13 protein-coding genes are annotated in these 13,508 nt (G+C 51.4%); all 13 read left to right on the top strand.

The window, feature by feature from the left end:
• The first annotated feature begins 118 nt into the window (after nucleotides 1–118).
• Nucleotides 119–1,621 (top strand): acetyl-CoA hydrolase/transferase family protein, encoded by a 1,503-nt coding sequence (locus DL94_RS0100975; protein WP_028128530.1) that lies wholly within the window; start codon nucleotides 119–121, stop codon nucleotides 1,619–1,621.
• Nucleotides 1,622–1,680: 59 nt separating this feature from the next.
• Nucleotides 1,681–3,330 carry an acyl-CoA mutase large subunit family protein gene (locus DL94_RS0100980; RefSeq protein WP_028128531.1) on the top strand — a complete coding sequence of 550 codons (1,650 nt, stop codon included), beginning with the start codon at nucleotides 1,681–1,683 and terminating at the stop codon, nucleotides 3,328–3,330.
• Between the two features lie 34 nt (nucleotides 3,331–3,364).
• The gene (locus DL94_RS0100985) at nucleotides 3,365–3,760 is read left to right on the top strand and encodes a cobalamin B12-binding domain-containing protein (RefSeq protein WP_026765868.1); all 396 of its coding nucleotides are present in this window, start codon (nucleotides 3,365–3,367) and stop codon (nucleotides 3,758–3,760) included.
• Between the two features lie 102 nt (nucleotides 3,761–3,862).
• Nucleotides 3,863–4,804 carry a methylmalonyl Co-A mutase-associated GTPase MeaB gene (gene meaB / locus DL94_RS0100990; RefSeq protein WP_026765869.1) on the top strand — a complete coding sequence of 314 codons (942 nt, stop codon included), beginning with the start codon at nucleotides 3,863–3,865 and terminating at the stop codon, nucleotides 4,802–4,804.
• 28 nt (nucleotides 4,805–4,832) lie between these two features.
• Nucleotides 4,833–5,249, top strand: coding sequence for a methylmalonyl-CoA epimerase (gene mce / locus DL94_RS0100995; protein WP_014424707.1), 417 nt, complete (start codon nucleotides 4,833–4,835; stop codon nucleotides 5,247–5,249).
• 116 nt (nucleotides 5,250–5,365) lie between these two features.
• Nucleotides 5,366–6,895 (top strand): methylmalonyl-CoA decarboxylase subunit alpha, encoded by a 1,530-nt coding sequence (locus DL94_RS0101000; protein WP_028128532.1) that lies wholly within the window; start codon nucleotides 5,366–5,368, stop codon nucleotides 6,893–6,895.
• Between the two features lie 20 nt (nucleotides 6,896–6,915).
• The gene (locus DL94_RS0101005; RefSeq protein WP_028128533.1) at nucleotides 6,916–7,071 is read left to right on the top strand and encodes a hypothetical protein; all 156 of its coding nucleotides are present in this window, start codon (nucleotides 6,916–6,918) and stop codon (nucleotides 7,069–7,071) included.
• 36 nt (nucleotides 7,072–7,107) lie between these two features.
• Nucleotides 7,108–7,497 (top strand): biotin/lipoyl-containing protein, encoded by a 390-nt coding sequence (locus tag DL94_RS0101010; RefSeq protein WP_028128534.1) that lies wholly within the window; start codon nucleotides 7,108–7,110, stop codon nucleotides 7,495–7,497.
• Nucleotides 7,498–7,678: 181 nt separating this feature from the next.
• Nucleotides 7,679–8,560, top strand: coding sequence for a metal ABC transporter substrate-binding protein (locus DL94_RS0101015; RefSeq protein ID WP_037371119.1), 882 nt, complete (start codon nucleotides 7,679–7,681; stop codon nucleotides 8,558–8,560).
• A 132-nt stretch (nucleotides 8,561–8,692) separates the two neighbouring features.
• Nucleotides 8,693–9,145 carry a CtsR family transcriptional regulator gene (locus tag DL94_RS0101020; RefSeq protein ID WP_028128536.1) on the top strand — a complete coding sequence of 151 codons (453 nt, stop codon included), beginning with the start codon at nucleotides 8,693–8,695 and terminating at the stop codon, nucleotides 9,143–9,145.
• Nucleotides 9,146–9,156: 11 nt separating this feature from the next.
• Nucleotides 9,157–9,702, top strand: a complete 546-nt coding sequence (locus DL94_RS0101025) for a UvrB/UvrC motif-containing protein (RefSeq protein WP_028128537.1) — start codon at nucleotides 9,157–9,159, stop codon at nucleotides 9,700–9,702.
• Nucleotides 9,695–10,780: an ATP--guanido phosphotransferase gene (locus DL94_RS0101030; RefSeq protein WP_028128538.1), complete on the top strand. Its 1,086-nt coding sequence runs from the start codon at nucleotides 9,695–9,697 to the stop codon at nucleotides 10,778–10,780. The genes DL94_RS0101025 and DL94_RS0101030 overlap by 8 nt, the downstream gene beginning before the upstream one ends.
• Before the next feature lie 2 nt (nucleotides 10,781–10,782).
• Complete coding sequence (locus DL94_RS0101035; protein ID WP_028128539.1) at nucleotides 10,783–13,287, top strand: ATP-dependent Clp protease ATP-binding subunit; 2,505 nt, start codon at nucleotides 10,783–10,785, stop codon at nucleotides 13,285–13,287.
• The last annotated feature ends 221 nt before the right edge of the window (nucleotides 13,288–13,508 follow it).

The following is a 13,508-nucleotide window of genomic DNA, read 5'->3' on the forward strand; positions in this document are numbered from 1 at the left end:
ATCATAGACAGGAATATATGTAATTATAGTTACTATTTATCTACTTGCAGTTAGACCGGGAGTAAAAATCTGTTGCCGGAATCGAAGATGAGTCGGCACTGATGAGGGAGGATTTTCCATGATTGATATTCTCGACCGCGTGCGCAACAAAGAGTTGCAGAGCAAGATTGTCACGGCGGAAGAAGCAGCAGCTTTTTTCAAGGAAGGCATGAATGTTGCAACCAGTGGTTTTACTGCTTCGGCATATCCGAAAGCTATTCCACTGGCCTTGGCTGAACGGATGAAGAAGGAACCGTTCACTATTAACCTCTGGACAGGCGCTTCTACCGGCCCGGAGCTGGATGAGGCATTGGCAAAAGTTCACGGTATTAAGAAACGTTTACCCTACCAGACGGATAAGGACCTGCGCAATGAAATAAACGACGGTTCCGTAGATTATCTGGACCTGCATCTTTCCGAGTCGGCTCAGCTAAGCCGCTGCGGTTATCTCGGCAAGGTTGATGTGGCTATCGTTGAGGCCTGTGCTATTACGGAAGAAGGCAATATTATCCCGACGACGTCGCTGGGCAATGCTGCCTCCTATGTACAGAGTGCTGATACGGTTATCGTGGAAGTCAATACTTCCCAGCCGCTGGAACTCGAGGGTATGCATGATGTTTATACCCCGATGGACCCGCCCAACCGTCTGCCGATTCCTATCGTTAAGGCCACGGACCGTGTAGGTACGACGTACATTCCCTGCACACCGGACAAGATTAAATACATTGTTCCTTGCGATATTCCGGACCATACGCGTCCTTTGAAGGCCATTGATGACGACTCCCGTAAGATGAGCCAGTTCACGCTGGACTTCCTCAAGAAGGAAGTAGAGGCTGGCCGTATGCCGAAGAACCTGCTGCCGCTGCAGTCCGGTGTAGGCAATGTAGCTAACGCTGTTATGGCTGGTTTCGTTGATTCTGACCTCAAAGACCTGACGGTTTATACCGAAGTTATTCAGGACGGCATGCTCGACCTCATTGATGCCGGCAAGCTCCTGATTGCGTCTGGTACGGCTTTCAGCCCGTCGCCGGAAGGTATGGCCCGTTTCTATAAGGACGTTGCCAAGTACAAGAAATACCTGCTCCTGCGTCCGGAAGAAATTTCCAACAGCCCGGAAGTGGTGCATCGTCTCGGTGTTATCGCCATGAATACGGCTATCGAAGTGGATATCTACGGCAACGTAAACTCCACCCATATCACGGGTACCAAGATGATGAATGGTATTGGCGGCAGCGGCGACTTTGCCCGTAATGCTTACCTGACTATTTTCTATACACCGTCCATTGCGAAAGACGGCAAGATTTCCGCTGTCGTGCCGATGTGCTCGCATATCGACCATACGGAACACGATGTGGATATCATCATTACTGAGCAGGGTATTGCTGACCTTCGTGGCAAAGCACCGCGTGAGCGTGCACTCGAAATCATCAATAACTGCGCACATCCGGACTATCGTCCGATTCTTCTGGATTACTTCGAAAGAGCAACCGAAGCAACCCATCATGCGAACACGCCGCACATTCTGGAAGAGGCCCTGTCCTTCCATGAACGCTTTGTGGCTACGGGCAGCATGAAAAAATAAGGTAGACTATATAAATATAAAAAATAGAACTGTATGAATTGAATAGGAGGCATATCCTCATGAGCACGGAAGAAATCCAGGCTGAGCTTGCAAAATACGAAGCCAGCGTAGAAAAAGCAGTAGCACGTTTCCCGGAACGTCCGCACCTTCCCGAGCAGCGCCTTTATACGCCGCTTGATATCAAGGGCGATGATTATGCTGATGAAATCAGTTTCCCGGGTGTTTATCCCTTCACCCGTGGTGTACAGCCCACTATGTACCGTGGCCGTTTCTGGACCATGCGTATGTATGCCGGTTTCTCCACGGCTGAAGAATCCAACAAGCGCTATCGCATGTTGATTGAAAACGGTGCTACGGGCCTTTCCTGCGCCTTCGACCTGCCGACTCAGATTGGTTACGATTCCACTGACCCGATTTCCGAAGGTGAAGTTGGTAAGGTTGGTGTTGCTATCGACTCTTTGGCTGATATGGAAACGCTCTTTGACCAGATTGACCTGGGCAAGGTTTCCACTTCCATGACCATCAATGCACCGGCATCTGTACTTCTCGCTATGTACATTGCCGTGGCTGAAAAGCAGGGCGTTCCTGCTGACCAGCTCCGTGGTACGATTCAGAACGATATTCTGAAGGAATACGCAGCCCGCGGCACGTATATCTTCCCTCCGCGCCCGTCCATGCGCCTTATCACGAATATCTTTGAATACTGCTCCAAGAATGTACCGAAATGGAACACCATTTCCATCTCCGGTTATCATATCCGTGAGGCAGGTTCCACGGCGGCTCAGGAAATCGCCTTCACGATTGCTGATGGTATCGCTTACTGCGAGGCTGCTATTAAGGCAGGCTTAAAGATTGATGACTTCGCCGGCCGTCTGTCCTTCTTCTGGAATGCGCATAACAACGTACTGGAAGAAGTGGCGAAATTCCGTGCATCCCGCCGTATCTGGGCCAAGGTTATGAAGGAACGTTTCCATGCAGAAAAGGATAAATCCATGATGCTGCGTTTCCATACTCAGACCGCTGGTTCCATGCTGACGGCTCAGCAGCCCAACAACAACATCGTCCGTGTTGCTTTGCAGACGGCCGCAGCTGTTATGGGCGGCACGCAGTCCCTGCATACCAATTCCCGCGATGAAGCACTGGCTCTGCCGACGCAGGAATCCGTTACGATTGCCCTGCGTACGCAGCAGATTGTTGCTTACGAAAGCGGCTTGGCTGATGTCATCGACCCGCTGGCTGGTTCCTACTATGTAGAGGCCATGACGGACAAGATTGAGGCCGAAGCTTGGGATTACATCAAGAAGATTGATGATATGGGCGGTGCCGTAGCTGCTATCGAAAAAGGCTATATCCAGAAAGAAATTCAGGATTCCGCTTACAAATGGCAGATGGATGTTGAATCCGGTGCCCGCACCATCGTTGGTGTCAACAAATTCCAGATGGAAAATGAAGAACCTCCAAAAGACCTGCTGAAGGTTGATGAAGCTGTTGGCGAACGCCAGAAGGCTAAAGTCAATGCCATGAAGGAAAAACGCGACAATGAGGCTGTTAAAGCAGCTCTGGCTGACCTCAAGAAAGCCTGCCAGGACGAAAACGAAAACCTTATGCCGCATATCCTTAATGCCGTTAAGACCTACGCAACACTCGGTGAAATCTGCAACGTTATGCGTGAAGTTTTCGGTGAATACGAGGCACATGTAAGCCTGTAATCAACAGCGTAGTTTTAGCTTGGAGGAATACAAAATGGAAAAGAAAATCAGAGTTCTTGTTGCCAAACCGGGCCTTGATGGCCATGACCGTGGTGCGAAAGTTGTTGCCCGCGCTCTGCGCGATGCTGGTTTTGAAGTTATTTACACGGGCCTGCGCCAGACTCCGGAACAGATTGCCGAAGCTGCCCTGCAGGAAGACGTTAATGTTGTTGCTATGAGCATCCTTTCCGGTGCGCACGGCCATCTCTTCCCGAAAGTGGTTGACCTGGTTCGCGGCAACGGCATGACTGATACCCTGATTATCGGCGGCGGCGTTATCCCCGATGGCGACATTCCGGCACTCAAAGAGGCTGGTGTTGCTGAGGTATTCACGCCGGGCACGCCGACCAGCGATGTGGTCAACTTCATCAAAGAAAATGTAAAGCTCTAATAATTTAAGCAAGTATCTAGTGTTAGGAGGGGGAAGCTGCATAAGAAGGGCTTTCCTTCCTGACACTATTTTCTTGCCAAACTACCGAAAGGTGGTGACATCATGGATATAGCAAAAGAGTTACTCAACGGCAATCGTCTGGCCTTATCCAAGGCGATTACAGCCATTGAAAACGAATATCCCGAGGCCACGGAGATTATGAAGGAAATCTATCCGCATACCGGCCATGCTTATGTTTTAGGTATTACCGGGCCGCCGGGCGCTGGCAAGAGCACGCTTACGGATAAGATTACCCGCGCTTATCGCGCACAGGGCAAGACTGTCGGCATTGTAGCTGTTGACCCGACCAGCCCCTTTACCGGTGGTGCTATTCTGGGCGACCGTATCCGTATGAATGAGCTGACACTTGACGCAGGAGTCTTTATCCGCAGTATGGGCACCCGTGGCAGTTTAGGGGGACTTTCCCACAAGACTGCCGACGCTGTAAAAGCGATGGATGCCTTTGGAAAGGACATCATTATTGTCGAAACTGTCGGTGTAGGCCAGTCGGAGGTGGATATCGTTAAAGCCGCCGACACTACGATGGTCGTGCTGATTCCCGGTATGGGTGATGATATTCAGGCCATCAAAGCCGGTATTTTGGAAATCGGTGATTTGTACTGCATCAACAAGTCTGACCTTGACGGGGCAGACAAACTGGTGCGGGAAATCAACATGATGCTGGATTTGGACAGCTTTATGACGGACTGGCGGCCGCCGATTACCAAGGTGATTGCCAGCCAGAATGAGGGTATTGAGGACTTAATCGGCACAGTCGAAAAGCACAGGGCGTATATCGAAGGCAATGGGGAACTGACCCGCCGCCGCACGAAACGCACCCGTGATGAAATGCTCGATATCTTAAACAGCGGCATTAACAATTTTGTCAAAGGACAGATTGTGGATAGCGGCCGTTTGGATGAATACGTCGAAAAAATCCGTGCCCATGATACAGACCCTTATACTGTAGTAGGCGGTCTGATGGATGAGATGTTAAAAAAATAATTTACATATTTTTAGGAGGTTGTGCATTATGTTTAAGGTATTAGGTGTAGACCATATTGGTATTGCTGTAGGTGACCTGAAAGAAGTAGGCTCCTTCTGGGGCGATATGCTGGGCCTGCCGAACAATGGTGAAGAAACTGTTGAAGAACAGAAAGTAACCACGGGTTTCTTCCCGACGCCGAACGGCAGTGAAATTGAACTCTTAGCAGCTACGGCTGATGATTCCCCGATTGCCAAATTCATCGAAAAGAACGGCGGCCGCGGCGGCATTCAGCACATTGCCCTGCGTGTAGATAACCTCGAAGCAGCATTGGCTGACCTCAAGGAAAAAGGCGTACGCCTGATTGATGAAAAGCCCCGTAAAGGTGCCGGCGGTGCCAAGATTGCCTTTGTTCATCCGAAAGCCTCCCATGGTGTTCTGCTTGAACTTTGCCAGCGCGACTAATCGCAGCATTTACCATAATTATTTATCACTAGGTAATAATAACTTGCAATTTCCCGGCAAATAGTGCAAAATATATAGCGGAGAACACAAAAGCTAATTATATGAGGAGGTATATAATGGCTACTGTTCAGGAAAAAATTGATTTAATGCATGCCAAAAAAGAACATATCATGCAGGGCGGCGGCGAAGCTCGTATCGCCAAACAGCATGAAAAAGGCAAGCAGACAGCACGTGAGCGTATTGCCAAGCTCTTTGACGAAGGTACTTTCGTTGAGCTGGATATGTTTATGAAACATCGTTGCACCAACTTCGGTCAGGAGAAGAAAGAACTGCCCGGCGAAGGTGTAGTGACCGGTTACGGTACGGTTGACGGCCGTCTGGTTTATGCTTATGCACAGGATTTCACCGTCGAAGGCGGTTCCCTGGGTGAAAAGCATGCACATAAGATTTGGAAGGTTATGGACCTGGCCATGAAGATGGGTGCTCCCTGCATCGGTATCAACGATTCCGGTGGTGCGCGTATTCAGGAGGCTGTAGACGCCCTGTCCGGTTACGGCGGCATCTTCTTCCGCAACACGGCAGCATCCGGTGTTATCCCGCAGATTTCCGTAATCATGGGACCCTGCGCCGGCGGTGCTGTATACAGCCCGGCTATCACGGACTTTATCTACATGGTAAAGAATACGAGCCAGATGTTCATCACGGGCCCGGCAGTTATCAAATCCGTTACGGCTGAAGAAGTAACGGCTGAGGCTCTCGGTGGTGCTATGACGCATAACACCCGCAGCGGTGTAGCTCACTTTGCCGCCGAGGACGAGGACGACTGCATTAAGCAGATTCGTTACCTGCTGTCCTTCCTGCCGAGCAACAACATGGAAGACGCGCCGATTATGGAAACCGGCGATGACCCGGACCGTCAGGATGAAAGCCTGAACACGGTTATTCCGGACAACCCGAATGCACCGTATGACATGAAGGACGTTATCCGTTCCATCGTCGACAATGGTGAATTCTACGAAGTGCATGAGCACTTTGCTACCAACATCATCTGCTGCTTTGCCCGTTTCGACGGCCGCAGCGTTGGTATCATTGCCAACCAGCCGAATGTTATGGCCGGCTGCCTGGATGTTGACGCATCCGATAAATCCGCGCGTTTCATCCGTTTCTGTGATGCCTTCAACATTCCTCTGGTTAACCTCGTTGACGTACCGGGATTCCTGCCGGGCGTTGACCAGGAACATAATGGTATCATCCGTCATGGTGCCAAGATGCTGTATGCATACAGTGAAGCAACTGTTCCTAAGGTTACGGTTATTACCCGTAAGGCTTATGGCGGTTCCTACATCGCTATGTGCTGCCGCGAACTCGGCGCTGACCAGGTTATGGCTTGGCCGACTTCGGAAATCGCTGTTATGGGCCCGGCTGGTGCCGCTAACATCATTTTCCGTAAGGACCCGGACAAGGACGCCAAGACGGCAGAGTATGTGGAAAACTTCGCTACGCCGTACGTTGCTGCTGAACGCGGCTATGTAGATATGGTTATCGAGCCGAAGGAAACCCGTCCGTGCATTATTACGGCACTGAATGCTCTGGCCAGCAAGCGTGAAGTTGGCCCGGCTAAGAAACATGGGTGCATTCCGCTTTAATCTTTCGGAGGTCTTTTACCATGAAAACTGAAGCAAATGGCGCTTCGCCAGAAGTAGTAGCAGCAATTACCGCTGCTGTCCAGATGATGATGGGCAACAAGGTTATCGCTGTACGTATTAAGCGCAGCGATGTATGGGCACTGTCCGCCCGCGGCGGTCTGGCCCGGCAGTTCTAATCCTTGTGACAAGAATCTTTGATGGGGGAATATTTAATGAAAAAGTTCAATATCACCGTAAACGGCACGGCTTATGAAGTCGAAGTTGAAGAAGTAAAATCCGCTGTTGCAGCTCCGAAGGCTGCACCGGCTGCTCCGAAAGCAGCTCCGGCTCCGGCCGCTCCGGCTGCACCGGCAGCTCCGAAGAAGGCTGCTGTAGCCGCTGGCGCTGGTGAGCATTCTATCGATGCTCCGATGCCGGGCAAAATCGTGAAACTCGTTGCCAGCGAAGGTCAGTCCGTTAAGGCTGGCGAAACCCTGCTGATTCTTGAAGCCATGAAGATGCAGAACGAAATCGCTGCTGACGCTGACGGCGTAGTAAAGAGCTTTAATGTAGCTGCCGGCCAGAGCGTTAAGGCTCACGAATCCCTGGTTATCCTGGGCTAATTTCATAGCGAATCAGAAAAGAGCACTGCGGTGCTCTTTTTTGCTGTCATATGAACGAATAGACAATTGATAATCTAACTCAATTACCTTGACAAGTCAGTCTGACACCTGTAGAATGTGATTTGTTTCTTAATTAGATGTTGTTATCATTGGGAAGGAGTTATGCTGCTTGAAAAAGTTAATGAGTATATTGCTGGCTGTTCTCGTATGTGTTTTTGCCGTAGGCTGCGGCGGCCAGACAGCCCAGGACAAGAAGGAATTTACCATCGTCACGTCTTTCTATCCCATGTATATTGATGTGCTGAATATCACCAAAGGGGTGGAAGGTGTTAAGGTGGTCAATATGACCAAGCCGCAGACGGGCTGCCTGCATGATTACCAGCTGACCACTGAAGATATGAAGACACTCGAAAGCGCTGATGTGTTTGTAGTTAATGGTGCCGGGATGGAAAGTTTTTTGGAAAAGGCTGCCAAGCAGAATCCGAAGATGAAGACCATCGAGGCCTCCAATTATAAAGATATCAATCTGCTGAAAGATGGGGAGGCTGACAATCCGCATGTGTGGTTATCGGTGACCTATGCCATTGCCCAGGTCAAGGCCATTACTGCCGGACTGTGTGAGGCAGATCCTGGTCATAAGGACGCTTACCGCAAGAATGCTTTGGACTATTGCATGAAACTGGAGCAGCTTAAAGAGGAAATGCACGGTGAGCTCGACAAGCTGCCGCATAAGGATATTGTGACCTTCCATGAGGCTTTCCCGTATCTGGCTAAGGAATTCAAGCTGAACATCGTCAGTGTCATTGAACGTGAGCCGGGCACAGAGCCGACGCCGCAGGAACTCGAGGACACGATTACGAAGGTGAAGGGGCTCGCTGCCAAGGTGTTGTTCACGGAACCGCAGTACTCTCCGGCAGCAGCGGAAACCATTGCCCGGGAAACAGGGGCAAAGATTTACCAGCTTGACCCGGTAGTAACTGGTGAGGCCAATGAAAGCGCTATTGATGCTTATATCGATACCATGAAAAAGAATATGGCGGTGCTTAAAGAAGCTCTGCAATGATGATGAAAATGACTTGTCAGCGTTGACAAGTCATTTTTTCTTGCCAAAAGTCAAAAAAACAAATATAATATAATAAAAGTCAAATGGTCAATTGTGATTTATAAATAGTTCGGATTTTAGAGGGTGAGAGAAATGAGCAATATTGCCGATTTGATTGAAGCCTATATCCTGCGGCAGCTGGCTACGCAGCAGGACGGCAAAGTGGAGCTCCGGCGCACGGATATCGCTGACGAGATTTCCTGTGCTCCGTCGCAGATTAGCTATGTGCTGTCCACCCGTTTTACCCAGGACAAGGGTTTTGTGGTGGAATCCCGGCGCGGGCTCGGCGGTTTTATCCGCATTGTGCAGGTGCCGGTAAAAAATATGGTCTATGAGGACATGCTGGACAGCATTCATGTGGATACAGAGCTGCCGGTTGTACAGTCCATGATAAAATATCTGTTGCAGCATGAAATGATTACCGGCCGTGAGGCCTCGCTGATGATGCAGTTTGTGGTTTCGATATTCCAGTCGGAATCCATCACACCTAAGGAACGGGTGCGTATGCTTAAAACTATGCTGCTTACATTGGAGAACTTTTCCTAGGGGGTGTGTTTATGTTATGTGATGATTGTGGCCGTAAGGAAGCGGTGGTGCACATTACCCAGATAGGGGCTGATGGCCGGGTAGAAAAGCACCTGTGTGAATCCTGTGCGGCAGCATATAATGATTTTGTGGGTGTGCAGCAGGATGGCCGCCATGTATCTGTGGATGATTTCCTGCGCGGAATTTTCGGCAGTGCACAGGGGCAGGAAAATAAGGCCTCTGGTGGCACGGGCGAGCTCAGCTGTCCGCACTGTGGCATGAGTTACCGTGATTTCCGTCAGACGGGAAAAATCGGCTGTGCGGCTTGCTATGATACTTTCCGCGTTCAGTTGGAACCAATTTTGCGGCGTATTCATGGTTCCAGTGTACATCGGGGCAAAATTCCGCATCGCAGCGGCGGCACGCTGGAATTAAAACATACCATTGCCCAGCTGTCACAGCAGTTAAAGGCCTGTGTAGAGCAGGAGGAATATGAAAAGGCGGCGGAGCTCCGTGATAAGGTGCGGGCTTTGAAACAGGAACTGCAGCAGAAGGAAGGAGGCCAGGACCATGAATGAGCTGGATACATTGTTACAGGCCAGCAAAGTGGCCTGGCTGACAGCTGAAGGAGACGACAGCGATGTAGTTCTGGCCAGCCGCATTCGCCTGGCCAGAAATTTACGGCAGCTGCCCTTTCCCAACCGGGCTGACCTGGCGCAGCTGCAAAAAGCCGATGAGAGCCTGCAGAGTGCCATGCCGTCGGTGGAGACAGCACTCGGGGAACACATGACACGGGTGGACATGGAAAATATTTCCGGTCTGCAGCGTGAAGTACTGCGGGATAAGCAGCTTATCAGCGACAATCTGCTGAAAAATCCCCAGCACCGGACGGTATACTGCAATGACAGCCAGAATGTCAGCATTATGGTCAATGAAGATGACCATATACGCATACAGTGCCTGACACCGGGACTTAATCTGGAAACGCCCTTGCAGAAGGCTTTTGCCGTGGACGATGCTTTGGAAGGACAGCTCGATATTGCCTTTGATGAAAAGATGGGGTATCTGACAGCCTGTCCTACCAATATGGGTACAGGTCTCAGAGCCTCGGTGCTCCTGCATTTACCGGGCATGGTTTATACCCGTAATGTCAGCAGTATCATCAATATCTCACCGCAGCTGGGGCTGGCTGTAAGGCCGTTATTTGGCGACGAAAAAGAACAGCCGGGCTGTCTGTTTCAGATTGCCAACCAGCTGACACTCGGTTACTCGGAACAGGAACTCATTGATAACCTGCGCGGTGCGGTGACGGAAATCGTCGCGCATGAACGCCGGGCGCGCAAGGCCCTGGCTCTTTACATGAAGGAACGCCTGGAGGATGAAGTCTGGCGTGCCGTGGGGACATTATCTTATGCCCGGCTGCTGTCGGAGAAAGAAGTGCTGGAACTGGCCTCACGCCTCCGTCTGGGGCTGGACCTCAAACTCATTCGGGGAATTGCCCCGGAGTGTTATGGTGAGGTGCTTATCAGCGGCCGCAGCAGTTTCCTGCAGAATTTAGCAGAAAATGAAAACCTTACAAAAACGGAAATAGACAGATTACGGGCACAGCACGTACGCAAAATTTTGGAAAGGTACCGCCTGCGCCTGGAGGAATAACTATGGATTATCGAAATCATTTTACCAGCCGGGCAATAAAGGCCATAGAGTTTGCCCAATATGCAGCCCAGGATTTGGAGCAGGATTACATCGGTACGGAACATATCCTGCTGGGGCTCCTGCACGAACGGGAAGGGCTGGCGGCCAGAGCTATGGCGGCGTTGGGCATGAGCTTTGAAAAAGCCGTGACGCAGATAAAACGCATTGTGGCCCGGGAGGCGCAGTATCCTTCGGATAATCCCTATTACACGCCACGTGCCAAACGGGTGATGGAAGGGGCTGTGGAGGAGGCGCAGGGCTTAGGTCACAACTATATCGGCACGGAGCATATCCTTCTGAGCCTGCTCGAAGAAACCGAAGGCGCGGCCGTGGAGATTTTTGAGCTGATGGGCGTGGACCCGGACGCTTTGCAGGATGAAGTCATGGACAGAATTGACGGTCAGCACCCCGAAGGTGACGGGCCACTGCCGGAACAGCGGACGGGGCGTCATCAGCGTGAGGGTACACCCTTGCTGAAAAAATACGGCCGTGACCTTAACCGCATGGCCCGGGAGGCGCAGATTGACCCGGTTATCGGCCGCGAGCAGGAGATTCAGCGCGTCATTCAGATTCTCTCCCGGCGCACGAAAAATAATCCCATTCTGCTCGGGGAGCCCGGCGTAGGGAAAACAGCTATTGCCGAAGGTCTGGCCCAGCGTATTGTGGAAGGTTCTGTGCCCTATATGCTGCAGGACAAGCTGGTTATTTCCCTGTCCATGGCCTCCATTGTGGCCGGGGCTAAATACCGCGGTGAATTTGAAGAACGCCTGAAGGGGATTATCGAAGAAATCCAGCGGGCCGGCAATGTCATTCTCTTCATTGATGAAATGCATACCCTGGTGGGGGCCGGTGCCGGTGAAGGCGCTTTGGACGCGGCCAATATCCTGAAACCTGCCCTGTCCCGGGGCGAGATTCAGATTATCGGCGCTACTACCTTGGACGAGTACAAGAAACATTTGGAAAAGGACGCGGCGCTTTCCCGTAGGTTCCAGCCCATCATGGTGGAAGAACCTGGCATTGAGGACGCGGAAAAAATCCTCAGGGGCCTGCGCAGCAAATACGAGGAGTTTCATCGGGCCACCATTGAGGATGAGGCCATTACCGCCGCTGTACGGCTGTCACACCGCTACATTACGGACAGGTTCCTGCCGGATAAGGCCATCGACCTGATGGACGAGGCAGCCTCCAAGGTACGTATGCGGCAGGTGGTGCCGACGGAACAGATGCATGAGCTGCAAAAGAAGTTAGAGCATACGCTGATTGAAAAAGAGGCGGCCATCACGGCGCAGGAATATGAACGCGCTGCCAGCCTGCGTGATAAATCATCGCAGCTGAAGGCCGAATTGTCCGCCAGCAAACAGGTATGGGAGAAAAAAGGCCAGAATCATATAACTGTGACAGCTGAGGATATTGCGGCCGTGACAGCCCAATGGACGGGTATTCCCGTAAGTCAGATAGCTGCCAGTGAGTCAGCGCGCCTGCTGAAACTGGAAAAGACACTGGGGGCACGGGTTATCGGCCAGGCGGAGGCTGTCAAGGCTATAGCCAAGGCCATTCGCCGGGCACGTTCTGGACTGAAAGACCCCAAGCGCCCGATTGGTTCTTTCCTGTTCTTAGGTCCCACGGGCGTGGGTAAGACCGAGCTGGCCAGGACACTTGCCAATGCCCTCTTTGGTTCGGAGGATGCCATTATCCGCTTTGACATGAGCGAGTATATGGAAAAGTATTCCGTGTCCCGCATGGTGGGAGCCCCTCCGGGCTATGTAGGTTACCAGGAAGGCGGCCAGCTGACGGACGCGGTACGGCGTAAACCGTATTCCATAATCTTGCTCGATGAAATTGAAAAAGCCCATCCCGATGTCTTTAATATTTTACTGCAGGTGCTCGATGATGGCCGCCTGACTGACGGTCAGGGGCGTACGGTGGATTTCCGCAACACGGTTATCATCATGACGTCCAATGCCGGTGCCAGCCTGCTTAAAAAGAGCAGCGGCATTATGGGCTTTGCGGTCAGTGGTGACGATGAGCAGAGCGCCGAGGAAAAAGCCGCTAAACAGCGGGTGCTCGACGCGGCTGCGCATACGTTTAAACCGGAATTTCTCAACCGCGTGGACGAACAGCTGGTGTTCCGTCCCCTCGGCCGCCCGGAACTGAGCAAAATTGTCGATATTCTGCTGCAGGACGTCAAGTCACGGCTGGCAGAAAAGGATATTGCCTTGGAGATAAGTCCTTCTGCCCGGGGTAAACTCGTGGAGGCCGGTACGGATTTCAAGTACGGTGCCCGGCCGCTTAAACGCGCTATCCAACGGCTGGTGGAGGACGAAATTGCCGAACTCTTGCTGGCCGGCAAGTTTAAGGCCGGGGATACCATTTGTATCCGCAAGAGCGGCAAGGTGCTGGATTTTTCCAGGAAAAGCAAGGCGGCAGCCAAGCCGCGCAGCCGTAAGGAGCAGGTAAATGTCCCATAATAAATTACTGCCACCGGGAAAAGGACGCTGGCTGGTGAATTTTCTGACCAACTTTTTCTGGGCCATCGTCTGGCTCGGACGCAGCATAATAAGATTCGTGCAAAAGAAATGCAAATAGCAGGAGGAGCTATGGCTGCAACAGTCCATAGCTCCTTATTTTTTGCTTTTCTGGTAGAAAATATGATACAATAATGATTAGCTTATTTTTATGGGAGGAAAAA

The organism is Selenomonas sp. AE3005, from assembly GCF_000686945.1.
In the GTDB taxonomy this organism is placed as follows: domain Bacteria; phylum Bacillota; class Negativicutes; order Selenomonadales; family Selenomonadaceae; genus Selenomonas_A.

Coding starts and splice junctions, on each gene's coding strand:
- meaB (WP_026765869.1), top strand. CDS start 3,863: ATGGATATAGCAAAAGAGTTACTCAACGGCAATCGTCTGGCCTTATCC.
- DL94_RS0100980 (WP_028128531.1), top strand. CDS start 1,681: ATGAGCACGGAAGAAATCCAGGCTGAGCTTGCAAAATACGAAGCCAGC.
- DL94_RS0101030 (WP_028128538.1), top strand. CDS start 9,695: ATGAATGAGCTGGATACATTGTTACAGGCCAGCAAAGTGGCCTGGCTG.
- DL94_RS0101005 (WP_028128533.1), top strand. CDS start 6,916: ATGAAAACTGAAGCAAATGGCGCTTCGCCAGAAGTAGTAGCAGCAATT.
- DL94_RS0101025 (WP_028128537.1), top strand. CDS start 9,157: ATGTTATGTGATGATTGTGGCCGTAAGGAAGCGGTGGTGCACATTACC.
- DL94_RS0101035 (WP_028128539.1), top strand. CDS start 10,783: ATGGATTATCGAAATCATTTTACCAGCCGGGCAATAAAGGCCATAGAG.
- DL94_RS0101010 (WP_028128534.1), top strand. CDS start 7,108: ATGAAAAAGTTCAATATCACCGTAAACGGCACGGCTTATGAAGTCGAA.
- mce (WP_014424707.1), top strand. CDS start 4,833: ATGTTTAAGGTATTAGGTGTAGACCATATTGGTATTGCTGTAGGTGAC.
- DL94_RS0101000 (WP_028128532.1), top strand. CDS start 5,366: ATGGCTACTGTTCAGGAAAAAATTGATTTAATGCATGCCAAAAAAGAA.
- DL94_RS0100985 (WP_026765868.1), top strand. CDS start 3,365: ATGGAAAAGAAAATCAGAGTTCTTGTTGCCAAACCGGGCCTTGATGGC.
- DL94_RS0100975 (WP_028128530.1), top strand. CDS start 119: ATGATTGATATTCTCGACCGCGTGCGCAACAAAGAGTTGCAGAGCAAG.
- DL94_RS0101020 (WP_028128536.1), top strand. CDS start 8,693: ATGAGCAATATTGCCGATTTGATTGAAGCCTATATCCTGCGGCAGCTG.
- DL94_RS0101015 (WP_037371119.1), top strand. CDS start 7,679: ATGAGTATATTGCTGGCTGTTCTCGTATGTGTTTTTGCCGTAGGCTGC.